The organism is Aureibaculum luteum (assembly GCF_003449015.1).
GTDB lineage: Bacteria > Bacteroidota > Bacteroidia > Flavobacteriales > Flavobacteriaceae > Aureibaculum > Aureibaculum luteum.
In genome coordinates this window covers 452,276-478,589 of sequence record NZ_QRGD01000003.1, presented here as the reverse complement: position 1 = coordinate 478,589, position 26,314 = coordinate 452,276, and the positions used below count along the sequence as shown (strand labels likewise).

Sequence of the window (26,314 nt, the reverse complement as noted above, 5' to 3'; positions counted from 1 at the left end):
GTACTAGTTTAATTGATATATGTATTTGTTAAGTTTTATTCTCTTGTTTCTGTGGATGGTTGAGGTGAGGCAAGCTGAATTAAATCAATTTCGCTCGTTTTCACCTTTTTGTTGAGTTCAGATACATCGTTTTTAAAGATTTGATATAATGCGTTTAACTCCTTATCAATGGCTATTGTAATTTCCTTTTTAAATTGAACTTCTTGGTCTGTTGGTCGGTAACTTCCCATAGAAGTTAATGCGTTTAAGTGTCCTAACTTATTATTAAGCTTTATTGGAAAATTTAAAGGGTCTTGATTGCTTTTGCTTTTTGTTTGATAAAGATTATTTTCAATAACTGTTACTTCTTTCGAAATTTTGTTTGCAAAATCTAGAAGTACTTTATGCTTATCCTTATCAGTAATTGACTTTTTTAATACAGTAATCTGATCTTTTACCTTCTTAACATTTTTTAAGGCTTTATGTATTTCAGTCAATTTATCGCGGACTTCAATAATAAAATCGAATTGAGCTTGTAAATCTTCTTGAGTAGATTCGCTTCTAGGATCTTTTAAAATTGTAAAATCTTTGGTTTCAGTCTTATTATTTTTTGACAATACTACATTGTAATTTCCTGGTATTGCTTGTGGTCCATTTAGAGATGCCCACCATAAAATCATACCGTCTACTTTTTCAGCACCAGCATACATCATATTCCAATTGAAGATGTTGTTACCAGGGTTAACTTTTAAGGTTTCTTCCTTTTTCTCTTTGTCTGGGTGTGTACTGTATTTTTTTATCAATTGTTTGTTGTTGTCCAAGAATGATAAGGAAATGGTATCTGCTTTCGCTGTATCTTTTACATAAAAATTGATAGCGACACCTCCATAATGGTTTTGCCCATTGGTTTTAGATTTGGATCCTCTACCGCCGCCCATTTTATAGCTGTCCATTGGTTTGTATAGATAGAAATCTTTTGATATTATATTTTTATCTAATTGATGCAGCGGTGTTAAATCATCAATAATCCAAAAAGAACGACCTTGTGTAGCAGCAATTAAATTGTCATTTTTAATGGTTAAATCTGTTATCGGAACAATAGGTAAATTCAATTGAAATTGAGTCCAATTATTACCATCATCAAAACTGATATACATTCCGCGTTCGGTACCAGCATATAACAATCCTTTTCTTTTAGGATCGGCACGTAAAGCTCTAGTAAAAGATTCATTTCCAATTCCGTTGGTTAATTTTGTCCAAGTCACCCCATAATCAGTAGTTTTATAGATATAAGGGCTGTAATCTCCAGTTTTATATTTTGTACCTACGATGTAAGCACCACCCTTATTAAATGGGTCAATTTCTATACAGTTTATCATCATCCATTCGGGCATAATCTTAGGCGTAACATTGTTCCAAGTTACTCCACCGTCTTTGGTAACATGTACCAATCCGTCATCAGACCCCGTCCAAATCAATCCATTTTCTATTGGAGATTCTGCAACGGCAAATATAGTTGCATAATATTCTACACTTGTATTGTCTTTGGTGATGGGTCCACCTGATGGGCCTAATGTTTTAGGATCATTTCTGGTTAAATCAGGACTTATAATTTCCCATGATTGACCTTCGTTTGTGGTGGCATGTAAGTGATTTGAGGCTGCATATAATTTTTTAGGATTATTAGGAGAAAACAACACTGGGAAATTCCATTGGAAACGATATTTAAAATCTTCGGCACCATGTCCCATAGGGTCGTCTGGCCAAACATTTACAGCTCTTCGTTCGTTCGTTTTATGGTTAATTCTCGTTAAAAAAGCACCATAACTTCCACCATAAACAATGTCGTCATTAGTTGGATCAACAGCGATATGAGCACTTTCACCACCTGCTGTACTTTCCCAATCACTTTCTGTAATATATCTGCCGTCGGTTCTGTGCGAAATACGTACAGTCGAATTATCTTGTTGAGCACCATAAATTCTATACGGAAAGTGATTATCTGTAACCACTCTATAAAATTGTGACGTAGGCTGATTGTGATATGTAGACCAATTTTCGCCAGCATCAAAACTAATTTGTGCCCCACCGTCATCACCAATAATCATACGTTGATTGTCATTCGGATCCATCCATAAGTCATGATGATCTCCGTGTGGAGCTCCATAGGTTTTATACGTTTTACCACCATCTTTAGATTGATGATAGCTTACATTTAAGACATATAATCCGTTTTCATCTTGAGTGTCAGCATATATCCGCGTATAATACCACGCACGTTGACGTAATTTTCGCTCTTTATTTATAAGTTTCCATGTTTTACCAGCATCTGTAGATTTATAAACACCTCCATCTTTGTTTTCTATTAACGCCCAAACAATATCAGAATTTACAGGAGAAACTGTTACACCACTAATACCCCATATCCCTTTTGGTAATCCTTCATTTGCACTGATGTTGATCCACGTTTCTCCTTCGTCTGTACTTTTATACAACGCAGAACCTTCACCTCCACTAGACAAGCTGTAAGGTGTTCGTCTGGCATTCCAAGTAGAAGCATAAATGATACGGGGATTGTTAGGGTCAAGTATTAAATCTATTGCTCCAGCGTCGGCATTGGCAAAAAGAACTTTTTTCCAATTTTCACCACCATCGGTAGATTTATAAACACCACGTTCTTCGGAAGACTTATATAAATCTCCCAAAACAGCAGCATATACAATATCAGGGTTTTTTGGATGAATTCTTACTCTAGGTATGTGTCTCGAATTTTTTAACCCCATATGTTTCCATGTTTTTCCAGCATCGACAGATTTATAAATGCCATCACCAGAGGAGACATTACCACGAATAGTTTTTTCGCCCATACCCACATAGATTACATTATTATCCCACTCAGAAACAGCTACAGCACCAACAGAACCTCCAAAAAAACCATCTGAAATGTTCTCCCAAGTATTACCGGCATCGGTAGTACGCCAAACACCGCCACCTGTAGCTCCAAAATAATAAAGGTTGGCCTTACCTGGAACGCCAGTTACCGCAGCACTTCTACCGCCACGAAATGGACCTATATTTCGCCATTGCATAGCATCATAATATTTTTCAGTAAAGAGAGGTTCTTGCGTTTTTTGTTTTTTTTGTCTTTTTTGTGCGTTAACTTTGTCAGCAGTTACAAATAATAAGCAAAGGGCAAGGAAGAATATTTTTTTCATGGTTTAGGTTTGTTGATAGTAGCTAAAATTAAGGATAATAAATTAAATTAGAAACGAGTTAGATGGATTTATTTTTAGATTATACTGATAAACAAATAGTTACTTGTTCAATTAAAATTTCAGGTTCTAAAAGTGAATCGAACAGGTTGTTGATTTTACAACAATTTTTTCCTAATTTAGAATTAGAAAATGTATCTGACTCTGATGATTCTGTCCATTTAACACATGCCTTGCATGCTACAAAGAAGTTAGTAGATATTGGGCATGCTGGAACTGCCATGCGTTTTTTAACAGCATATTTTGCTGTAAAAGAGGGTAGAGAAGTGGTTTTAACGGGTTCTGAACGTATGAAAAATAGGCCTATTAAAATTTTGGTTGATGCATTGCAAATGTTGGGTGCAGATATTGCGTATGTCGATAAAGAGGGCTATCCGCCAATAGCCATTAAAGGCAAAAAAATTTCAGAGCAAAAAGTAGCTATTAACGGGAATGTAAGTAGCCAATATATTTCTGCTTTGGTATTGATTGCTCCTAGTTTAGAAAACGGACTCGAAATAGAATTGTTAGAAGAAATTACTTCTAGACCTTATTTAGAAATGACGTTAGATTTATTGAATCAATTGGGCGTTTCTACGATTTGGGAAGATAATACCATTGTAATAAAACCACAAAAAACCATAAAGGATAAAACAATTACAGTAGAATCTGACTGGAGTTCTGCATCTTACTTTTATAGTTTAGTTGCGTTGAGTGAAGTTGGTAAATCCCTGACGTTATCTTCATACAATAAAGAAAGTCTTCAAGGCGATAGTTGTTTGTCTGCTATATACCAAAAATTGGGTGTACTAACGGAATTTGAAAATAATTCAATAACACTAACCAAGGTAAATACACCTACTTCTGAAATTTTAACGCTAAACTTGCAGGAAGCTCCAGATATTGCTCAAACCATTGCAGTAACGTGTTTTGGTTTAGGGATGGGTTGTGATTTATCAGGATTGCACACCCTGAAAATTAAGGAAACGGACCGTTTAGTTGCTCTGCAAAATGAACTAGGTAAGTTTGGTGCTGCCGTTGTAATTACAGATAAAAGTTTACGACTAACCCCTTCAGCAAATCCCTTTAATAGAGATGTTACGTTAAAAACATATAATGATCACAGAATGGCAATGGCATTTGCTCCATTGGCACTAAAAGTTCCTTTTACGGTTGAAGATGCAGATGTGGTTACTAAATCTTATGTTAGCTTTTGGGAAGATTTTGAAAGCTGTATCCAATAAGAATGGATACAAAGTTAAAGTAAAGTTAAATAAGGGCAATTTGGTTAATTACGAGCAATTTGCTTAAATATATTTCGTTAAAATAGTATTCCTTTGATTATGACCAAAAAAATTCTACTCGTTTGTCTGGTAATTAGCCTTTCTTTCAAGGTTACAGCTCAAGAGTGGCAATCAGATTTGCAAGAAGCAAAAAAAATAGCCACTATTGAAAATCAAAAAATAATTTTAGTATTTCAAGGATCAGATTGGTGTGCCCCATGCATAAAATTAGATAATGAGATTTGGAGTTCAGATGAATTCAAAGGCTATGCAAAAGAGCATTACGTAATGTTACTTGCTGATTTTCCTAGAAAAAAGAAGAATAAATTAAGTAAATCTCAACAAGAAAAAAACAACAAATTAGCCGAAGAATATAACAAACAAGGTTTTTTTCCTTTTGTAGCTGTTTTAGATAAGAACGGTGAATTATTAGGTTCAACTGGTTATAAAAAAGTGAGTGTGACCGAGTATATCGAGATCCTTAATTCAATATAAAATAATACATGCCCAAGTATATCTGTATAGGTATTTTTCTTCTGGTGTTTTCAACACTTGAGGCACAGACTGCTTACCGACAAACCTTAAAATTAATGGGTAGTAGGTTTGATATTTCTGTCATCGCGAATGATTCCCTTGAAGGGAATAGTTACATTACCACCGCTATAAAAGAGATTAAACGTATTGAGCAATTAATTTCCTCTTGGGATGCTAATTCACAAACTTCTGAAATAAATAGAAATGCAGGAATTAATCCTGTTAAAGTTGATAAAGAATTATTTGATTTAATTGAAAGGGCTTTGGCAATTTCTAAACTAACTGATGGAGCTTTTGATATTAGTTATGCGTCTATGGATCATATATGGAAATTTGATGGTCTCATGACTAAAATGCCTTCCGAAGAGAGTATCAAAGCTTCAGTTGCGAAAGTTGGGTATCAGAATATTGTACTCGATAAAAATAAGCAAACAGTATATTTAAAATTAAAAGGAATGAAAATTGGTTTTGGTGCTATCGGTAAAGGTTATGCTGCTGATAAAGCCAAGCAATTACTTATAAACAAAGGTGTTAAAGGTGGTATTATCAATGCATCTGGAGATATGAACACATGGGGTAGACAACCTAATGGTGATTATTGGAAGGTTGCAATAACAAACCCGTTAAATAAAAAAAATGCGTTCGGTTTATTACCTATAAAAAACGGAGCTGTGGTTACTTCAGGTAATTATGAAAAGTTTGTGGCTATAAATGGTAAAAGATATTCGCATATTATTGATCCGCGTACTGGTTATCCATCAAGTGGCATAATTAGCGTTACTGTTTTTGCACCCAAAGCTGAATTAGCCGATGCATTGGCAACTTCTGTTTTTGTAATGGGTATTGAAGTGGGGTTAAATAGGATAAATCAATTGCCAAATGTAGAATGTATTATCATTGATGATAAAGGAATTATTCATAAATCAAACAATATAAACATCAATAAATAATGTTAAAAAAAATTGCACTTTTAGTCTTGGTAATGATGGTTTTTAGTTCATGTGTTGCTGTAAAAGAATATGAAAAAATCAACCTAAATGATCCTGACATGGTATTGTCAGCTAATAAAATTGACCGTTTTGAAACCAATTTCCAATTGTATAGAGAGTCGGCATCTGGTGCTAACGGTGGAAAAACAGGTGGAGGTTGTGGTTGTAATTAAATTGAGTTTATGAAAAAATTAGTTTTAGTAGTTGTCAGTTGCTTTGCATCCTTTTTGGTTTTTGCTCAAGAAAAAACTCCAGAAACTTCCTATAAAAAGAGAGTGTTAGAAAATGTAGAAGTAGATATTTTATCTAGTTATTATAGTCAAGATGGTGATAATGCTGCAGTTACTGGTGGTATTGGTACTGAGGAATTGACTGATTTTACACCAACTATTACAATTTCAATACCCTTAAATGATGACGATGTGTTGATTATCGATGCTGGAATCTCAGCTTATACGTCGGCTTCATCGAGTAACTTAGATCCTTTTGATAGTTCTGGAGCCTCCCAAGGAGGAGATGACGACGACGATGATGATGATGATGATTTTCCAACAGAGGCGAATGGTAGCCCGTGGGTAGCTTCGTCAGGGGCTTCTCAAAAAGACACATGGATTAATGTAAATGCAAGTTATAGTCACAGCTCTGATGATAGAAATAAAATTTGGGGAGCTAATGTTAGCTTAGCTAAAGAATATGATTACACTTCTATTGGGTTTGGGGGCAGTTATGCACTACTTTTTAATGAAAAAAATACGGAGATTAGTATTAAAGCAAATGCATTTTTCGATAAATGGAAACCTGTATATCCAACTGAAATAGATTCTTATAATGAGGCAAATCAAAATTTAAATAGTGGTTTTTTCTCAAATATTGATATTTTAGATCAATCTGGTGATATTATTGATAAAAATAGTACGAATAGTTGGAGTGCTTTTAACACTACTTTAGTTGATGATGATAAACGAAATACCTACTCACTGTCATTAAGCTTTTCTCAAATTTTAAGTAAAAATGCTCAATTATCATTGTTTGTAGATGTGGTTAAGCAAGAAGGATGGCTTTCAAATCCAATGCAACGTGTTTATTTTGGTGATAGAGCCAATTATTATATTGGAAATGCTAATAGTATAGATAATTATACATCTAAATCAAATAAAGATGTTTTTCAGTTGGCAGATGATATTGAAAGATTGCCCAATTCACGATTTAAAACCCCAATAGGAATGCGTTTTAATTATTACTTAAACGAATTTTTAACAGTACGAACCTATTACCGGTATTATTCTGATGATTGGGGTGTTTCATCTCACACGGCTAGTATTGAGTTGCCTATAAAAATTGGAGATAAGTTTACGTTATACCCTGCATATAGATTTTATAATCAAACAGCAGCAGATTATTTTGCTCCGTATGAAGAGCATTTTTCTACACAAGCTTATTATACTTCTGATTATGATTTGTCCGAGTTTAATGCGAATCAGTATAGTTTCGGAATTAAATACACAGATATTTTCACGAAACTAAAAATTCAAAAATTTGGATTAAAAACTATTGATTTGAGATATAGTTATTACGAAAGAAATACGGGTTTACAATCTGGTATAATTTCAGCAGGTTTTAAATTTGTAATGGATTAAAATAGTTTTGGTCTTCAAGTGTTTTATTAGTGTTTGTTGAGTTTTATATTATAAATAAAATTCATATTAATAATTGCTTTTATTGATTAGAATAATGAATAACACCTCGTAAATATGAGAATAATAGCAATTTAAGTCTTTTTTATTACACATAGTTTATTTTGTTCTTACATAGAATATTATAGAATCAAATGTTAAAGTTTGTAACACATTACAATTTTCATCGTCTATAATACATAGAAGAGTTTATTAATCAAAAATCCAATTATGCTATCATACATGCCAACTATTACTGAAGAGGCAATATCTAATAGATTTAGTACTATTAATTTTTTAGTAGGTAGTTATAGCATTGATGTTTTTAGTTACATACCTACAAAAGGTTGGGTGAAGTCAGGGGAAGGAAATTCTGAATTTGTAATCGAGGATACCTTTATTACTGAAAAAGTAAAGTTAAATAAAGAAAATTACGTTATTAATTTAACCAATACCATTGGTAGTGATGAATGTGACAAAGCATTTCGTTTATTATCGTTGGATATTCCTGTGGGTAGTATAGAAATATATAAAGGCGAATTTGATAATGAAAGCTTAATATTTACGAACTTAGAATCAGAGACTAAAGTCAAAGATAAAGTGGGAGAAGAAGTTTCTTTCAAATTGATTTATAAGCCCCTTTCAGAAACTGAAAACGAATTGATTGTGGGTTACACAAAGAATAATGGTAAAACCTGGAGGCCTTATGTAAAGAATATTTATAAAAGAAAGTAGAGTTATATATTTCTAAATATATAACTCTACAATACTTTTTGTTATTTGTATTTTAATAATTAGCTATAAATTACTTGTCATAATCATGTTAAAAATGATATCTAACAAATGCTTCCATAGCAGCGTAATGTGACAATCCAAGAACATCATATAAACTAGCGGTCTCTTTATTCCTATCTTCTGCACGTTGCCAAAATTCTCTACTGTCTGCCCCTTGAAAAACGACACCATCTTTTTGAGATTGATGTTTAAAGATACCTTTACGTTTTTCTAATACTTGGTCTGGTCCCATTGGTACTGCCATTTCTATCTCGTCAATACCCCATTCTTGCCATGCTCCTCTATATAACCAAACCCAGCAATCTTCCATGAATTTTTTAGGTTTTAATTCTTTTAAGGCAGCAAAAACAGAATCTAAACATACTTTATGAGTACCGTGTGGATCTGCTAAATCACCAGCTGCATATATTTGATGAGGTTTAATTTTTTCAATTAAATCATGAGTAATCTTGATGTCAGCTTTGCCTAATGGGTTTTTTTCTATAGTACCTGTTTCGTAAAAAGGCAATTCCATAAAATGAATTTGCTCATCTGGAATACCAATGAAATGACAAGTCGCTCTTGCCTCACCTTTTCTAATGATCCCTTTTATATATCTTACTTCTGGCGTGTCTATTTCACTTGATTTCTTGTTTTTTAAAAATTCAGCTGCTTTTTTATAAATATTTTCTGCCTCTTTATTTTCAATTTTAAATTTGTCGTTATAATCGCATACAAAGCGAGCAAAACGCAATGCCTCATCATCTGCAACAGCAATATTACCTGAGGTTTGATAACCTACATGAACTTCGTGTCCTTGCTCATGTAATCTTTTAAATGTGCCACCCATACTAATAATATCATCATCAGGGTGTGGACTAAAAATTAGCACACGTTTTTTTGCTGGTTCAGCACGTTCAGGTCTTTTACTATCATCTGCATTGGGTTTACCACCTGGCCATCCTGTAATGGTGTTTTGTAATTTATTAAATATTTTAATGTTGATATCGTATGCCGGACCAGAATCTGCTAATAAATCACTCATACCATTCTCTATATAATCGGCATCAGTTAACATTAAAATTGGTTTCTTTAAGTAAAGAGCTAGACTCAATACTGCTTTTCTGATCAGTCTATCTGTCCAAACAATTTTTTCAACTAACCAAGGCGTATTAATTCTTGTTAATTTTGAAGCCGCTTCTTTATCTAAAACAAAAGTAGCGTTATCATGTTCTTGCAAAAATGATGCAGGTACACTGCTGGTTACTTCACTTTCGGTAGAAGCTTTTATAATGTTAGATTTTCTCTCACCCCAAGCTAAAAGAATCACTCTTTTGGCCTCCATTATTTTTTTAACACCTAGTGTAATTGCAGTTCTAGGTGTGTTTTCTAATCCTGAAAAATCACCACTAGCAGCAACTCTTGTAATATGGTCTAAGGCAACCAAACGTGTTTTAGAATTCTGTAGCGATCCAGATTCGTTAAAACCGATGTGCCCATTACCACCAATACCTAAAATTTGTAAATCAAGACCACCTAATGCTTCAATTTTATTTTCATATTGATCACAATAATTAGCAATTTCAGCTTTAGACAAGGTACCATCTGGAACATGATGATTTTCTGGTAAAATATCTACATGGTTAAATAACTGCTCTTTCATAAAACGAACATAGCTATTTACAGCATCAGGCTCCATTGGGTAGTATTCATCTAAATTAAATGAAACGACATTTTTAAAACTTAAGCCCTCTTCTTTATGTAAACGTACCAATTCTGCATATAAACTTTTTGGTGAAGATCCTGTTGCTAGTCCTAAAATACAAGGTTGCTTTTGAGCTTGTTTAACACGAATAAGATCTGCTATTTCTTGAGCAACTGCCTTAGAGGCAGTAGTAGAATTCTCGTAAACAACGGTGCCTATGTTTTCAAATCTTTTTTCGAATCCTGTTGCTTTGTCAATACTACTTTTTAACATAATAATGTGGGTTGTTTTTAGAGATTAATTTTAGTTTTATAACTGTTCTGTTTTTTCAGTGAAACTTTGAATGAGTTTAAATTGATTTTTAGCACGATCTAAATTATGCTCGGGATATTTTGTTTTATAATAGATATCATTATTTAGATAATCTGTTAAAAAACGTAAGCCCATTATAAACATCATAGTCTTGGCACTTAAAGGCAAATATCGTAATTCTATGGCAGATAAAGAAGCTTTCATTTGTTTTAAAAAGCCTTTTTTATAAGCATTATAATAGTCCATATTAAACGTAACAAGTTCTAAGTTAGTTTCATCTTCAGCAGCCGTATTACAAATGGTTCTGATTGCATCTCCAAAGTCATAATGTACAATACCTGACATTACTGTATCTGTATCTATAAGGCATAACCCTTTATTTTTTTTATTAAACAAAGCATTTGATATTTTTGTATCATTATGAGTAACTCTTAGCTTAATTTCTCCAGATTCTTTCAGCTTCTGAATAACATGCATTTCTTCTTTTAAATCTTCAACAAGTTTTATATATTTTTTGGCCTTTTCTAATCTTTCTGATGAAGCTATTTTAAGAGCGTCGTTAAATTGTTCATAGCGAAAGGACATGTCATGAAATTTCGGAATGACTTCCACTAATTTTGAAGGATCAAAGTCACTAGTGAGTGTCAGAAATTTTCCCAGTAAACGCCCGCCTTCATAGGCTATTTCTTTATTAGTAACTATTTCATGAGTTACGCTGTTGTCGATAAAATACATCAAGTTCCAGAAATTTCCTCCGTCATCTTTTAGGTAAGAGCTTCCTGTTTTAGTTTTTGCAAAAGTAAGAACACGACGTTTACGTTTTTTTGAAGAAAGGTCTTTTAATTTTTCTTGAATATGATTACTAACGGCAACTTTGTTTTCAATAAGACCTGGAACATCTTTAAAAACACCATGATTAATACGTTGTAAAACAAAATATGGCTTATCTTTAGTTATCACTAAATAAGTATCATTGATGTGACCAGATGCTAATTCTTTAAAAGATTGAAATTCGCCATTATGTTGAAATTGTTCGAAGGTGTTTTTTATTTTTTCTACTATCATATAATTATAATTTGTTTGGATAACCATCCGTTTTTTTTTTTATTAAAAATACCTTTGTTTAATCAGTATTATATTAGACTAGAAATTACCCTGTTCAAATTTATAATTTATTTTTGTGATGATTGTCGTTCTATTAAATTAGATTCCATTATTATCGTTTCCTCCTGTAAAAGACTATTTTCATCTTTTATATTTTTTATTAATAAATCTGTTGCCGCTTTTCCCATTTCAAATCCGGGTTGGTTAATAGTTGTTAAGGTGGGATTGATAACAGTTGAAATAGGTTCATTGCTAAACCCTACAATGGCTACGTCCTCTGGTATTTTCATTTTATTCTCAATTAAACATTTTATTGCCCCTATAGCAGCAACATCATTTGCAGAAAATATGGCATCAAAAACGATACCTTTATCTAACAATTTTTTAATATTATCAATGCCATCTTGCTCCATTAATCTTGAGCTTATTAAATATTCATCTCTAAACGCAATTCCATTTTTCTTAAGAGCTTCTTTGTAGCCTCTAAAACGGTTCTTGTAAATTTCGAGTTCTTGAGGCCCCGAAAAATGTACAATATTTTTACACCCTTTTGTAATTAAATGCTGAGTGGCATCATACCCGCCCTTAAAATCATCAATAAGTACATTGTTAGTACCTGGAATATTACAATGTCTATCAAAAAAAACCAAAGGAATTCCTCTATTTTTTAAACCTTCTAAATGCTCATAGTCCATTGTTTCCATTGAAATTGAAATCAATACGCCATCTACTCTATTAGCAGCTAAGGTTTCTAAGATGTTTTTTTCTCTTTCTAATTGTTCTAATGATTGACATATGATAACACTGAATCCGGCTTGGTATGCCGTTTCTTCGACACCTTGAATTACAGAAGAAAAAAAATGACGTGATATTCTAGGTACAACAACACCAATGGTGTTAGTTACGTTTTTACGTAAATTTGAGGCTAAGAGATTACGTTGATAGCCCATTTCTTGGGCTACTTTTAGAATTTTATCTTTTGTTTTTTTGGTCACCCTAGGGCTGTCATTTAAGGCTCTTGAAACAGTAGAACTATTAATGTCCAAAGCTTTTGCGATATCATGTATTGTGACTTTATTTATATTCATCTAGAATTAATCTTTCTCGGTTAAAGATATAACAAATGTAACAATAATTAAAAATACAATCGATTGTATTTTTGATTGATTTTTTGTATGTTTGCATAACAATCAAATTATATAAAAATGAAAACACAATACACAACGAGGTATGCAGCATCACCGCAAGATGTTAAATCTTATGACACTACTAGATTAAGAGAAGAGTTTTTAATTGACAATTTAATGCAGGCGGATAAGATAGAGTTAGTATATTCTCATTATGATAGATTTATTACAGGAAGTGCAGTTCCAACTGTAGCTCCTTTAAAATTAGAAGTTATTGATGCGTTAAAAGCTGATTATTTTCTAGCAAGAAGAGAATTAGGAATTATAAATATTGGTGCAGCAGGAACAGTAACTGTTGACGGAATAGTATATGAGTTAGATAACAAAGAAGCTCTGTATGTTGGTCAAGGAAATAAAGAGGTTATCTTTTCAAGTAAATCAGTTGAAAATCCAGCTAAGTTTTATTTAAATTCAACACCTGCACACAAAGCATTTCCAAATAAAAAAATAGGCATTAAGGATGTTGAAGTAGTAGAATTAGGTGCTCCTGAAACTGCAAATGCACGAACTTTAAGAAAATATATTGTAAATAGTGTTGTAGATGTTTGTCAGTTACAAATGGGAATGACTACTTTAAAATCAGGAAGTTCTTGGAATACGATGCCAGCTCATGTACATGACAGAAGAATGGAAGTTTATTTTTATTTTGAAGTTCCAGAAGATCAAGCGGTATGTCATTTTATGGGGCAACCTCAAGAAACAAGACATATTTGGATTGGGAATAATGAAGCTGTAATTTCTCCACCATGGTCTATTCATTCAGGATCAGGTACAAGTAGCTATACTTTTATTTGGGGAATGGCTGGTGAAAATCTAGATTATGGCGACATGGATCATTGTAAAATAAACGAATTAAAATAATCATAAAAATACATTATGTCAATTAACTTATTTGATTTAACAGGAAAAGTAGCTTTAGTCACAGGTGCCGTTCACGGTTTAGGGATGGCAATGGCTAAGGGATTAGGACAAGCAGGAGCTACAATTGTAGTAAACAATCATTCAAAAGATTCATTAGAAGAGGCCGTTGCTGAATATAAATCATGTGGTTTAAATGCCTATGGTTATGTATTTGATGTCACTAATGAAAAGGCCGTTATGGAAGCTGTTTCAAAGATAGAAGCTGAAGTTGGTCCTATAGATATTTTGGTGAACAATGCCGGTATTATTAAAAGAACACCCATAGTTGATATGGAAGTTGTAGATTTTGAGGCCGTAATTAATGTAGATTTAATAGGTCCGTTTATTGTTTCTAAGCATGTAGCTAAAGGAATGATAAAAAGAGGTGGTGGAAAAATTATAAATATTTGTTCTATGATGAGTGAGCTAGGTAGAGATACTGTTAGTGCATATGCAGCTGCCAAAGGTGGATTGAAAATGCTGACTAAGAGTATGGCTACGGAATGGGCAAAGTTTAATATTCAGACAAATGGTATTGGTCCGGGATATTTTGCAACAAGCCAAACAGCTCCAATTAGAGTTGATGGACATCCGTTTAACGAGTTTATCATAAAAAGAACACCAGCGGCAAGATGGGGAGATCCTGAAGATTTACAAGGAACGGCTATCTTTTTAAGTTCAAAAGCAAGTGACTTTGTCAATGGGCATGTGGTTTATGTTGATGGTGGTATTTTAGCTACTATTGGTAAACCTGCTAACGAATAATATCATTTAAAATCACAATCAATTATGAAAACTATCCGATTATTTATTTTTTCATTGTCTTTAGTAGTGCTTGCATCTTGCTCGGAAAAGGAGAAGGTAACCAGTGTTGTAGTAAAAAATACGTTAGAAATTGATAGGTCTATTGAAACTATTGCATTAAATAAATCTGAATTGGGTGTTGAAGATCTTAATACTGTTGGTATTAAAGATGTAAAAACAGGAGAGCTTCAAGTTACGCAATTGGTAGATAATGATGGGGACGGAACAATGGATGATGTGTTGTTTCAGCCAAAAGTAATGGCTAATACTGAAAATACATATGAAATTGTAAAAGTGACTGAAGCTGAAAAACCAACAGCAGAAGAACTTTGTTACTCTCGCTTTGTACCAGAAAGAACAGATGATTATGCTTGGGAAAACGACAGAGTTGCCTTTCGAGTTTACGGTCCTACGGCACAAAAAATGATTGAAGATAATGTGCCTGGAGGTACACTTTCTAGTGGTGTAGACGCATGGTTAAAAAGAGTAGAATATCCAATTATTAACAAATGGTATAAGAAAGATCTTGAGACGGAAGGGTCTTATCATGTAGATACTGGTGAAGGTTTAGATAATTTTCATGTAGGTGTCAGTCGTGGTGTTGGTGGTATTGCTGCTAAAATTGATAGCACCTATTATTACTCTAAGAATTATACAAAATGGCGTACTATTACTACAGGTCCAATTAGAACGAGTTTTTATTTGGAGGTTGCTACCTGGAATGCTGCAGGAAAATCGATAAAAGAATCTAAAGTTATTAGTTTAGATTTGGGTAATAATTTTTCAAAATTCACTATTTCTTTAGAAGGTATTGATACGGTTTCAGTAGGTTTAACACTTCATGAAAAAGATGGTGTTGTTGCAGGTAATACTGATAATGGCTGGGTAAGTTATTGGGAACCTCATGGTGATTCTGAAATAGGTACTGCAATTGTTGCTCCTAAAAGCACCTTTCTTGGTTACGAAAAATATGACACAGATTTAATTGATGAAAGTAATGCTTATGCAGAACTTAAAGTAACTAATAATGAAGTGGTTTATTATTCAGGTTTTGGTTGGAAAAAAAGTGGTCAATTTAAAACGAAACAAGAGTGGGAGAGTTATTTAGACACTTTTGCTAAGCAAATAAATAACCCTTTAGAAGTTGAGGTTCAGTTAGCCAAATAAACATTGAATAAAGAAATTATCTTTAGAGATCATTTCAAGAATTATTAAAATAAAAAACCTAGACTTTCGTCTAGGTTTTTTATTCTTAAATTGAACAGTATCATCTATTATTTAGATTTCAAGAACTTGTTTATATATAATTGTTAAGCGTATGAGAGTTCTTCTTTTATGTTAGTCAATCTTTTTTAATAAAATTACTATTTCTTAATTAGTGAAAATTACTAATCTAATCCTTCATTATAATTTATACCCGATTGATGCCATCTTTCTTTAAGTTGAATTAAAGCTTGCGTAAAATTTTTATAATTTTTATTGGCTTTTTGTGTCCAACCCACTTCAGCATATGCTGCTATTCTAGGGTATATTTGATATTCCATTTGTTTTTCAGTAGGTATCCATTCACTCCACATTTGACAGCCTAAACCTAATATGTTGTTATTGTATTTAGCATCTAAGCCTTCAGGGATAGGGTCAAATGAATATGCTTTTGAGAGTGGTATAGATTTATAATTATAATCAAGATAAGTCATCGAATGCAAAGAGTTTACCACTTCATGTCCATTGGTAACTGCTTTATTGACCAACTCTAGGCTTCCTTTCCAAAAATGAATAATAGCCGTTTTAGACAGTTTTTCTTTAACTTCCATGTTATTATCTTTATCCCATTCATGTACATTATCACCGAGTATTTCATTCCATCCCATCATTCGATGGTCATTTTTTTCGATGAATTTCGAAATTTGGTTTGTAAAAAATATTTGAAGATCGGCAGGAGATATTAATCCTTCTTTTTTAATTTTATCTTGGATGTCTTTTGATTTCTTCCAAGTTTCAAATCTCACTTCATCACCGCCAATATGGACGATATTACTTGGAAAAAGGTCAAAGACTTCTGTTAATACATCTTTCAAGAATTCATTTACTTTAGGGTCTGCTAAATTGAAAGAATCATCCATTTTACCAAATTCTTCAGAAACTTCCATTGTTGTTCCTAAAATTCCAAGCCAAGGATATGCTGCAATAGCTGCGGTAGCATGTCCCGGCATTTCAATTTCAGGGATAATTTTAATATGTCTTTGTTCAGCATATTTAATGATGTCTTTAATTTGTTCTTGAGTATAAAAACCATCATGCGGTTTACCAACTCTTTCTGGGCTTTTTCGGCTTAATTGAGTGTCATTTCTATGACTCCCGATTTTGGTTAAATTTGGATATTTTTTTATTTCAATTCTCCAGCCCTGATCATCTGTTAAATGCCAATGAAAAACATTCATTTTTATAAGGGCCATTTGATCGAGTAATTTTTTAACAGGGTCAGAGCCTTTAAAATGACGTGACTCGTCTAACATAAAAGCTCTCCAAGGAAAACGGGGCTTATCTTTTATTTCTGCAACAGGTATTGCAACAGCTTTATTTTGAAATTTAACGGTTTCAAAGTTACTGGGTAATAATTGTCTAAAAGATTGAATTCCGTAAAACAACCCAGTATTTGTAGCACTTTCAATCTGAATGTTTTTAGTTGTTGATTTTAAGTGATACCCTTCCTTACCTAATTCTTTTTCAAGTTTTGGGTTTATTATTAATTGAATACCATTACCTTTTTCTTTAAGCTTAGGTTTTTTATGAAAACCTTTTTCAAGAATGGAGGATAGTAATAATGCTGAGCTTTTACTGTCTTTATCAAATACAATTTTAGTTTTACTTGTTAAAATGAAAGACCCTTCTCCAATTGATATTTCCATCGGACGAGGAATAATATTTATTTGAGCATTTAATGTACCAATAAAAAGAAGCAATAATGCAGTGATAAATTTTATTTTTTTAAAAGTATTCATATTTTTCAGGTAGGATATTTAGTTAAAATCAGAATTAGAAAAAACCAGTTTTCCAGATTTAATGGTTTTTATAATCTTTAAAGAGTCACCTTCTTTTTTAAAAATAACAAGATCTGCTGGGTGTTCTATTTGTAAGTAATTTGTAGAATTACCAAACAAACACTCGGTTGGTTTTATTGAGGCCATATTCCAAGCTTCATGTAAGGATAAGATATTTTTCTTTATTAATTGGTTAACACACCAAAGTAAAGATTGGGCTGAACCTGCAAGCATTTTTGGACTGTTTTTCATAAACAATCTACCGTTAGAGTCTAGTTCAACGTCACCACCAATATGAGCCTTATACGTTCCCGGTAAAAGGCCTGCATAAGATGTAGCGTCACTTACCAATATACTTTTATTAGGTTTGGTTTTTATAAAGATTTTTAAAAGTGAATCTGGCAAATGAAAACCATCGGCAATTAGTGACGACCAGAGTTTGTCTGAGGCCAATTGTTCCATGACATAATTTGAATGACGAGGCAACATAGCGTGTGAAGCATTGCCTAAATGTGTAGACATGCTTGCACCTGCTTCAATAGCATCATTTATTTGTTGAGTAGTAGCAGCAGTATGTCCAATAGAAACAATAATTCCAGCTTCTACACATTTTTTAATAAAAGTAATGGATTCTGGCCATTCAGGTGATAATGTGATAATTTTAATTCTATTACCTGAAGTTTTTTGCCATTTAGAAAATAAGTCCCAGTCTGGAGCTTTTATAAACTCCTTTGAATGTGCACCTCTAGGACCATCTTCAATAGATAAAAATGGACCTTCTAGATGGATACCACCAACACATGCATTTACATTAGTAAAACTGTCACAAGCCTTTGCTATAACTTTTAGTAGTGATTCCGTAGCGATATCACTATTACTAATTACAGTAGGGTAGTAGGTGGTAATTCCTTTTTCAAGGAGAATTTGCGTTAATGTTTTAAGATCAGCAATAGTTAATCCTATTGTATTTAAGTCGATCCCTTTGAAGCCATTAATTTGTAGATCAACTAAGCCAGGGGCAATGTAATATGGTGTGACTAATTGCTCATTATATGCTGCTATATTATCTATATATCCATTTTTTATATGGACACTAATAGGTTTGTTCGTTCTATAATCTAATGCTTCAATCGTCATAATTTATCCGTTTTTTGAACCTTTAATTAAGTTGGAATGTAAATCTTTTACTTTTTGCGGCACAGCTTCTTTATTAAAAAGACCAATTACAATAAAAAGTATTAAGGAAGCCAAAATAGGAGCACCCAACTCAAGAGCGAGTGATTTTTGTTCAACAACTTTTAATAAAGCAAAAACGGCTAAACCACCAATTATGGAACCAATAGCCGCTTTGCTTCCGCTTTTTTGAAACATAGGTAGAAGTCCAAGAATCATTGGAACAGACATTGGTCCTAATAAAGCCGCAAACCAAGTAACTATTAATCCGAAAACGCCTCCAAATTTACTTGCATTTAATCCTACAATAATTGTAATTAATGTAAAACAAAAGGTAGTTATTCTTGCTAATCTTAACTCCCTGCTTTTAGAGAGGTTTCGGAATTTTGGAAACAATTTAGGTAAAATATCTCTACAAATAACAGAAGATATGGTATTAGAATCTGACGAGGTCATTGAGAGTGTATTTGCAAACATTGAAGCAAGTACAAGACCTAATAAACCGGCAGGTAAAAATTTTAGAGCCATTAATCCGTATGATAAAGTTGGATCTTCTAGATTGTCAAAAAATAGAGGAGCCGCAAACATAGGGAATAGAAGAATTAAAGGCCAAATAAGGTATAAGATGGCAGATAAAATACCTGCTTTTTTAGCTACAGTTGCAGAAGATGAAGATATAAATCTGGTAGCTAAATTCCAGGTACCACCACTATAACTGAAAAAATTAATGAGTAACATGGTAAAAGCAAATGCTATTGTGTATGGATCATTAAAGAAATCTGCATTTCCTTCAGGCAGTTTATCCCACATGGTAAATATACTAGAAGCACCATCGTCTAAATTCATTAAAATGATTACGAACATGGTTATTCCAGCCAGAAGTTGCACAATAAATTGAGCAAAATCGTTCCAAACATCTGCCCATAAGCCTCCAATTGTAATATAAACAAGTGAAACTATACCAACCAGTACGATTCCGAAAGAAATGGAAGTTCCACTAAATACATTTAGTAATACGGCTATAGCTGCTAGCTTACCACCGGTATCAAAAACTTTTATAATAGACCCAACCCAAGCAATAAGTTGTTGCGTTTGTACATTGTATCTCACTAAGAGATATTCGGTAGGCGATTGTATGTTTGCATATTTTCTTAGTCTTGCCCATTTGGGTGCAATATAAAAGGCGGCCAACAATGTAGCAATGGAAACTGTAAAAGCCCACCAAACATATAGCGTGAATCCGTGGGTATATGCAATACCTGCATAGGCAACAAAAACGGCTCCACTATAACCTGAAACGTGATGAGAAATACCAGACAACCACCAAGGTAGTTTACCGCCGGCAGTATAAAAATCAGCAGAGCTTTTTACTCGTGAATATGCCCACAAGCCAATGGAGATAAGCATTATAAAATAACATGATAAAACTAACCAATCTAGTAGTTGCATTTAAGTCTATTTTTTATGTAAATTAATTAAAAAGATGTCATTATATAATATGTTGTAAATCTATACGCTTAACTATTGTTTTGATAGAGAATTACTTTTTTTTGAGTAAAATTATTTTGAATTATAAAACTAACTTTATCTTCGTTTTCAACAAACATAAAACAATTTTAATTTTTATGCAAACGTTTGCATAACTAATTTTCTTTTAATGAAGTTTTTGTTTATATTTTTTATTAGCTTGCATAAGTGAACATTTTATTGAGCTTTTCAATACGGATTTAAATCTTTTGAGTATTATAATTTTCACGAGATATGAATCTGTTAAATGCAAACGTTTGTGTTTTATTATGAAGAATAAGAGAATTACATTAAAAGACTTAGCTAAAGATTTAAATTTATCTGCATCGACAATTTCACGAGCATTAGATAACCATCCAGCTATTAGTGATGCAACTAAAAAAAAGGTGCAACGAAAGGCGGAAGAGCTGGGTTTTATTCCCAATTCAATTGCTTCAAGTTTTAGAACAAAAAAAACCAAATCTATCGGTATAATAGTACCTAGAATAGATATTCATTTTCATTCATTAGTTATAAGTGGAATTGAAGATTTTGCATATAAAAATGGTTATAACGTTACTATTTTTCAATCAAAAGATTCTCTTAAGCGGGAAAAGGAAATCGCCAAGATATTACAGAATAGAATGGTAGATGGTATTATTATCTGCTTAAGTATTGAAACTGAAAAGTGTGATCATTTTAAAAAATTTGATAAACTAGGAGTGCCTATGGTTTTTTACGATAGAGTACCTACAGATTTTGATGCAAACAAAATAGTAATCAACGATTTTGAATCCGCTTTTACGGCAACAGAACATCTTATTAAAAAAGGATGTAAAAGAATAGGTCATATTGCTGGAAGTCAAAAAACTGATATATTTAAAGCACGTTTAGAAGGGTTCAAAGCAGCACTTCAAAAATATAAACTACCCGTAAACGAAGATTTAATATTGTATACAAAACAATTGGGTTATGAAGAGGGTGTTATTTGTGCTAAAAAGTATTTAGAATTTTCAGAATTACCAGATGGTGTTTTTTGTGCAAATGACTACACCGCAGTTAGTGTTATTCAAGTTTTTAGAAAGCATGGTATAAGAATCCCTCAAGATGTTGCCATTGTTGGGTTTAGTAACTATCCTATTTCTAAAATTATTGAACCTAATTTAACAACCATTAACGATTGTGCTTTTCAAATGGGTGAGTCTTCTGCAAAATTATTAATTCGTCATATTGAAGATAAGGATGAATTTATAAATTCAGAGTCTATTACGTTAAGAACAGATTTAATTGTTAGGGAATCTACCCAATTGTCAGATGCTTAGTGACGCATAGCTTCTATTTTAATTTTGCTAATCGATCATGTAAGGCGTGCATTTGTTGAGTTCGTAAAAAGTTTTGCTCATTTATTTCAGCATCATAAAGAAAACCTTTGTTGAGAGCAAGGAATCTTTTGTCTAATCCTTTTGCATTTTCTAGTATTTTATTTAAGTCTTCAAGTAGTTTGGGGGTTTGCGATCTGACAAAATTAACAGAGTTATATGAAGATTCTACTTCCTTAAAATTTAAGTAATGCATTCTTAAATCTGCCATTAATTTATAATGGTCAAATTCCTCTTTGTTTTTCTTAGGATTTATTAGGATTAATTGGTCCCTAACTTTACCGTAATCATTTTTCATAACGGCAATACTTGAACTTTTATCAGGTTTTCCATTTGTGATTAACTCTTTAGGAAAAAATATAAATTCAGATAATTTTTGAGCATCTTGTTTTTTTAAACCAAACTGTTTTTTTGCATATTTTAAAACAAAGGTTTGTGGATCAATAGCATCTTTTGATTCAAGTGCTTCGGTATAACTTTGAATTAAAATATTGAATCCAGAGAGGGGATAGGTGTTTCTAATTTGAACCATGTCAACAACATCATAGTTAACATCCCAAGTAAAACCGTATACTCCAGATGTAGACCAAGAAGTCATAATGATACCTTCATAGTTCGCTTTTCTAGCATAGGGAATAAATTCCTTTTGATTTTTAAAATGGGTAGCCCAATCGGTAATAAACCAATTGTCTGGATGAGATCGTATTGCAGGTGATCCCCAAAAAGTAAAACCTAATTTTTGAAGGTTTGGAATATCTCCAAAATGATTAATTTTCCAACCATAATTCCAATCCACAAAAATGGTTTCTTTCGGTAAATCTGCAGCCGCTTCAGGATATTTTAAAATAATATCTGCCCACATCACCGGTTTCTTACCTAATGAGATCACAATGTCTGCTATCATTTTCATATGATCAACAAACAATTTTGATTTACCTTCTTTTGCGACTTTCTTTTTACATTTTTCACAATGTCCCAATAAATAGGTTTCATCACCACCAATATGTATATAATCTGAATTATGCATGTTTGCTAAATCAGTAAATAAGTCGGTAAACAAGGCTTTATTATCAGAAATTTCCATTGGGCATAACTGAGAAATATCTTTGCGGTCTTCCTTCAAAATACTATATCTAGGATTACGTAAAATATATTCTACATGCCCCAATGTTTGTTGTAATGGAATAACCTTAATTCCTAAGCCTTCACAATGTGAAATAAAACTTTTTACTTCAGCTCTTGTATATGAGTATTTATTAGAAATAGTTGCATGTTTTTCAAACGGGTAAGTACCTTCCCATTCTAATACCAATGTATTCATACCTAACTCAGAAAGCTCATCGGCAAATTCCATTAAAGCCGTAGGAGTCATTACTTGTATACGTAAATCTAAATGAAACCCTTTAACCTTGAAATTATCAGCTTCTTTTTGTACCTGTTTTTGTGCAAGTAGCTGAGAAGATCCAAATGCAACAAAGCATATCAGTAATAAAAACTTATAAAAATATTTACAATTCATCTTGTTCGTTTTTTGAAAAATAGAAAAATTCATAACGGGTTTTAATTTACTGATTTATTTTAAAACATCTCTTTGAGATAGTAATTTTAACTAGATATTTTGAAGCTTTAAAGTTTCTTGATACGCGTCTTTATCAAAATAAAATTTACAATTAGCATGTGTTGTAAGAATAGAGGCAGGACATGAAGTTGTAATTGGTCCAGTCAACGTATCTTTTACAGCGTTACTTTTGTTTAAACCATTAACAACACAAAACAAATGCTTACCTTTTAAAAGTGTTGGAATTGTTAAGGTAATAGCTTTTTCAGGCACACTTTGTATAGAATCAAAACAGCCATCATTTACCTGTTGTACACGACATGCACGGTCTAATTTAACCACTTTAATTGTTTCTGAATCATTAAAATCAGCTACCGGTGGATCATTAAAAGCAATATGACCATTCTCTCCAATTCCTAAACATACAATATCTATAGAAGCATCTAAAAGTAAATCTGTATATCTCTTTAGTTCATTAGAAATGCCATTATGAACATTGATTGTATTTTTGTTTTTGACACTTATTTTTGAAAACAAATTCTTGTTGAGATATGAAGAAAATAACTCTGGTGAGTCAGGTTCTAAGCCAATATACTCATCCATATTAAACGCTGTTACTTTATTCCAATCAATTAATTTTGAATTGGTTATATATGCTAGCATTGAATCTTGTGAAGGAGCTGCAGCAAATATTATACGTACACTGGTTTGTGTACTTTGCAATTTTACAATACATGTTTCTATGGCTTTACCTGCAGCAACACCTGTTGCTGTTTTATTAGGAAAAACATGAATATCTTGGTTGTGGTCAGACATTATCTTATTCATTTACTTTTAAGTGTTTCGGTTAAAAGAAACTCTGTTAATTAAAAAATATATAATTAACAAGAGTTTCAATCCTTATTTACTAACTCAACTATTTTTATACTTTATAATATTTCAATACGGTCAATAATCATTTCAGCGGCTTTGTTATCCGTTGGTCCATTACCTCTAAACAACCATAGGTTTATTTTTAAACGCTCGTCATTAAGTGGAGGTATAGCTTCGCCAGTATACGTCCATGTGTTAATAATAGCATTGGTTTCCGGTTCTAACGTATGCCCTTCATAACTACCAAAGTCAATTTTATCAGCTTGCCAATCAAAGAAATGTGTAGTTAAATTACTATCTAAATTCATATCATAGCGTGTTTTATTTCCTGCTACATAAGACGGTTGAATTGCAAATTGTGAGTTCTGATTCTCAGTATCTGACCATCTAGAAAATTCGATATCAATTTCTTCTTCGTCATTCTTATAAGTGAACAATCCGGCAACAACATTTTCATCCAATTGATCAACTCTACTTGATAGATAGAAAACATATTTTTTATGTCCTTGCGTTTGGCGTAATGTTATACCCGCACAATACCATATACCATCTCTTTGTACAACTTTGAGGTGGAGTTTTCCATCATTATCTACCCATACATTTTCTTCAGAGTCTGAAAAAAAATTAGGTCCAGGACCTTGTTTATCATCCTTGGTAGTTCTTACTACCCATTCATAACCTGAAAATGTTATGATTCTCGTTGTTACAACAGGTATTTCTTCATCTTTATCACCATTAGACGCACTGCAAGAGTTCATCATAAACAATGGAAATAGTAATAAAAAACTAAGATAAGTAAGGGTTGATTTCATGGGTATGCTCATATTATATTTCCCTATTGGATAGTTATATCAATATTAAAATTATCTACAGTAGCCCCTACTTTATCCGCAGCTGATACAACAATTTTATCTGAAGATCCTGAGCCATTACTTATAAAAATAAGATTCATTACATCTATATCTTCTTGTGTAAAAGTATCACCTGTTTTTAATATACTGGCACCTCTTACTAGCCATCCATATTCTGGAGCCTCTTCAATGGTAAAGGTTAAGTCTTCAGGAGCAGCACCAATTACCTCTAAAACGTTGTTGTCAAAAGCAAAAGTTTCTCCACTGTCTACTGAAAAACCAGTATTGGTTTCTATAGTAAGAACACTAGTTTTAGATGAAAGTCTGGCAATTAGCATTGGAGGATTAAAGCCTAATACATTTTCTTTAGAATAAATCTCATCAGTTTCATTACTTCCCAATTCTCCATCTAATACAAAAGAAACTCTTCCGTTGTGCGTCAAGTTTTTATAATAATCTATAAGATCAAATTCGAAAGCACTCAATTTTGAGGTTGTTATGCTAGCAATAGGGGCTGTAGTAGGTAACGTAGCATTGTCAAAAGTTAAGCCTACTTCACTCCATAAAGTGTCTTGTACTTCGTAAACATTAAAGTCAACTTCCTTTCCATGGGTAAATTTAATCGGTAACTCTAGCTTAAAGTCAATTATTACACCTTCTTTGCTTAACTCTTTTAAGTCGAACATTAAATATCCTTTTCTGTCATAAAGTCCGTTGTCTGAAACATTCTTAACTTTGATAAGAACATCGGTACCAAAATTTCTTCCAGATTGGCTACCGCCATTAATATACGTATCGTGTATTGGATAAATGGTATCCATCGTAATAGATGGGTCAGGGTCGTCGTTACCTGTTGTAAGAGCAGAAAAATAAACAATCGAAGGTAATACGTGTATCACCCCAGTTGTTGATTTTAAATTGGAAGTTATGATATTCCATTGTTTACTAGTTCCTTCATTTACAATTCCTGTAAAACCACTATTATGTGATAAGTAAATTATTTGACCATTTTCAGTGGTGTATGGTAACGGGTTATTTCGCTCCATTAAATCAGGATCATCAAAAGAAACAAAAGAATTTACGATATGGTATTTAAGAGCATTACGTAAAATAGGTACAGGTACTTCAGATAAACTTAGGTACGAGTTGTCTTGCAAATAATTTGTAAATGCTTCATTAGTTGGTGCTATAAAAGTCTTATCTGAACCGCTTTCATAGAAACTTTGTGTATTTGTTAACGTAATAGCTTCTTCTAACAAATTTAAGGAGTCATTGTTTTGTATATACTCCCATGCTGTAATGCCGAGTTCAGCATTAGAGTTTGAATGATCATATGAAAAGTTATCTTGTATTTCACAATTGTAAAAAAGAGTTACAATCATTATAACAAAAACTCCGATGTAAGGCCGTCCAATTATTTTATTGTTTTTCATTTTTT

21 protein-coding genes are annotated in these 26,314 nt (G+C 32.6%); 10 read left to right on the top strand and 11 right to left on the bottom strand.

The window, feature by feature from the left end:
* Positions 1 to 35: 35 nt before the first annotated feature.
* Entirely contained in the window at positions 36 to 3,194 is a 3,159-nt protein-coding gene (locus D3P13_RS10285; RefSeq protein ID WP_117882014.1) for a WD40/YVTN/BNR-like repeat-containing protein, read from the bottom strand.
* Between the two features lie 62 nt (positions 3,195 to 3,256).
* On the opposite strand from D3P13_RS10285, the gene D3P13_RS10280 reads away from it, so the two are divergent.
* From D3P13_RS10280 to D3P13_RS10255, 6 genes are all read left to right on the top strand, one after another.
* Entirely contained in the window at positions 3,257 to 4,474 is a 1,218-nt protein-coding gene (locus tag D3P13_RS10280) for a 3-phosphoshikimate 1-carboxyvinyltransferase (protein WP_117882012.1), read from the top strand.
* A gap of 99 nt (positions 4,475 to 4,573) precedes the next feature.
* Positions 4,574 to 5,008, top strand: a complete 435-nt coding sequence (locus tag D3P13_RS10275) for a thioredoxin family protein (protein WP_117882010.1) — start codon at positions 4,574 to 4,576, stop codon at positions 5,006 to 5,008.
* 8 nt (positions 5,009 to 5,016) lie between these two features.
* A complete protein-coding gene (locus D3P13_RS10270) occupies positions 5,017 to 5,997 on the top strand; it encodes an FAD:protein FMN transferase (RefSeq protein ID WP_117882008.1) in 981 nt (326 codons plus the stop codon).
* A complete protein-coding gene (locus D3P13_RS10265; protein WP_117882006.1) occupies positions 5,997 to 6,209 on the top strand; it encodes a DUF4266 domain-containing protein in 213 nt (70 codons plus the stop codon). Before D3P13_RS10270 ends, D3P13_RS10265 begins: the two co-directional genes overlap by 1 nt.
* Before the next feature lie 9 nt (positions 6,210 to 6,218).
* On the top strand, positions 6,219 to 7,673 hold the full coding sequence (locus D3P13_RS10260) for a DUF3570 domain-containing protein (protein ID WP_117882004.1): 1,455 nt from the start codon (positions 6,219 to 6,221) through the stop codon (positions 7,671 to 7,673).
* A gap of 267 nt (positions 7,674 to 7,940) precedes the next feature.
* Entirely contained in the window at positions 7,941 to 8,444 is a 504-nt protein-coding gene (locus D3P13_RS10255; protein WP_157972890.1) for a hypothetical protein, read from the top strand.
* An 88-nt stretch (positions 8,445 to 8,532) separates the two neighbouring features.
* Here D3P13_RS10255 and nagB read toward each other — a convergent pair whose 3' ends face one another.
* The 3 genes from nagB to D3P13_RS10240 all read right to left on the bottom strand — a co-directional run bounded on the left by nagB (position 8,533) and on the right by D3P13_RS10240 (position 12,692).
* Complete coding sequence (gene nagB / locus D3P13_RS10250) at positions 8,533 to 10,461, bottom strand: glucosamine-6-phosphate deaminase (protein ID WP_117882000.1); 1,929 nt, start codon at positions 10,459 to 10,461, stop codon at positions 8,533 to 8,535.
* Between the two features lie 36 nt (positions 10,462 to 10,497).
* Positions 10,498 to 11,565 carry a phosphotransferase enzyme family protein gene (locus tag D3P13_RS10245; protein ID WP_117882271.1) on the bottom strand — a complete coding sequence of 356 codons (1,068 nt, stop codon included), beginning with the start codon at positions 11,563 to 11,565 and terminating at the stop codon, positions 10,498 to 10,500.
* Positions 11,566 to 11,672: 107 nt separating this feature from the next.
* Entirely contained in the window at positions 11,673 to 12,692 is a 1,020-nt protein-coding gene (locus D3P13_RS10240) for a LacI family DNA-binding transcriptional regulator (protein ID WP_117881998.1), read from the bottom strand.
* 117 nt (positions 12,693 to 12,809) lie between these two features.
* Here D3P13_RS10240 and kduI point away from each other — a divergent pair, with 117 nt between their 5' ends.
* From kduI to D3P13_RS10225, 3 genes are read left to right on the top strand one after another with little or no spacing between them, the layout of a single operon-like run.
* On the top strand, positions 12,810 to 13,652 hold the full coding sequence (gene kduI / locus D3P13_RS10235; RefSeq protein WP_117881996.1) for a 5-dehydro-4-deoxy-D-glucuronate isomerase: 843 nt from the start codon (positions 12,810 to 12,812) through the stop codon (positions 13,650 to 13,652).
* Between the two features lie 15 nt (positions 13,653 to 13,667).
* Positions 13,668 to 14,456, top strand: a complete 789-nt coding sequence (locus D3P13_RS10230; protein ID WP_117881994.1) for a gluconate 5-dehydrogenase — start codon at positions 13,668 to 13,670, stop codon at positions 14,454 to 14,456.
* A gap of 24 nt (positions 14,457 to 14,480) precedes the next feature.
* On the top strand, positions 14,481 to 15,662 hold the full coding sequence (locus D3P13_RS10225) for a DUF4861 family protein (RefSeq protein ID WP_117881992.1): 1,182 nt from the start codon (positions 14,481 to 14,483) through the stop codon (positions 15,660 to 15,662).
* A 221-nt stretch (positions 15,663 to 15,883) separates the two neighbouring features.
* On the opposite strand, the gene D3P13_RS10220 is transcribed toward D3P13_RS10225, so the two are convergent.
* The 3 genes from D3P13_RS10220 to D3P13_RS10210 are packed head-to-tail and all read right to left on the bottom strand — an operon-like array spanning position 15,884 to position 20,158.
* Complete coding sequence (locus tag D3P13_RS10220; RefSeq protein ID WP_117881990.1) at positions 15,884 to 17,497, bottom strand: beta-N-acetylhexosaminidase; 1,614 nt, start codon at positions 17,495 to 17,497, stop codon at positions 15,884 to 15,886.
* Positions 17,498 to 17,515: 18 nt separating this feature from the next.
* Positions 17,516 to 18,673: an N-acetylglucosamine-6-phosphate deacetylase gene (locus D3P13_RS10215; protein ID WP_117881987.1), complete on the bottom strand. Its 1,158-nt coding sequence runs from the start codon at positions 18,671 to 18,673 to the stop codon at positions 17,516 to 17,518.
* A 3-nt stretch (positions 18,674 to 18,676) separates the two neighbouring features.
* Positions 18,677 to 20,158: a sodium:solute symporter family protein gene (locus tag D3P13_RS10210; RefSeq protein WP_117881985.1), complete on the bottom strand. Its 1,482-nt coding sequence runs from the start codon at positions 20,156 to 20,158 to the stop codon at positions 18,677 to 18,679.
* 347 nt (positions 20,159 to 20,505) lie between these two features.
* On the opposite strand from D3P13_RS10210, the gene D3P13_RS10205 reads away from it, so the two are divergent.
* Entirely contained in the window at positions 20,506 to 21,537 is a 1,032-nt protein-coding gene (locus tag D3P13_RS10205) for a LacI family DNA-binding transcriptional regulator (RefSeq protein ID WP_117881983.1), read from the top strand.
* Between the two features lie 13 nt (positions 21,538 to 21,550).
* Here the strand turns inward: D3P13_RS10205 and D3P13_RS10200 are convergent, their stop codons facing one another.
* The 4 genes from D3P13_RS10200 to D3P13_RS10185 all read right to left on the bottom strand — a co-directional run bounded on the left by D3P13_RS10200 (position 21,551) and on the right by D3P13_RS10185 (position 26,309).
* Complete coding sequence (locus D3P13_RS10200; RefSeq protein WP_117882270.1) at positions 21,551 to 23,113, bottom strand: family 20 glycosylhydrolase; 1,563 nt, start codon at positions 23,111 to 23,113, stop codon at positions 21,551 to 21,553.
* Positions 23,114 to 23,203: 90 nt separating this feature from the next.
* Complete coding sequence (locus D3P13_RS10195) at positions 23,204 to 23,980, bottom strand: 6-phosphogluconolactonase (protein ID WP_198680007.1); 777 nt, start codon at positions 23,978 to 23,980, stop codon at positions 23,204 to 23,206.
* A gap of 101 nt (positions 23,981 to 24,081) precedes the next feature.
* Positions 24,082 to 24,837 carry a glycoside hydrolase family 16 protein gene (locus D3P13_RS10190; RefSeq protein WP_117882268.1) on the bottom strand — a complete coding sequence of 252 codons (756 nt, stop codon included), beginning with the start codon at positions 24,835 to 24,837 and terminating at the stop codon, positions 24,082 to 24,084.
* A 23-nt stretch (positions 24,838 to 24,860) separates the two neighbouring features.
* Positions 24,861 to 26,309 carry a CBM96 family carbohydrate-binding protein gene (locus D3P13_RS10185; RefSeq protein WP_198680006.1) on the bottom strand — a complete coding sequence of 483 codons (1,449 nt, stop codon included), beginning with the start codon at positions 26,307 to 26,309 and terminating at the stop codon, positions 24,861 to 24,863.
* Between the last annotated feature and the right edge of the window lie 5 nt (positions 26,310 to 26,314).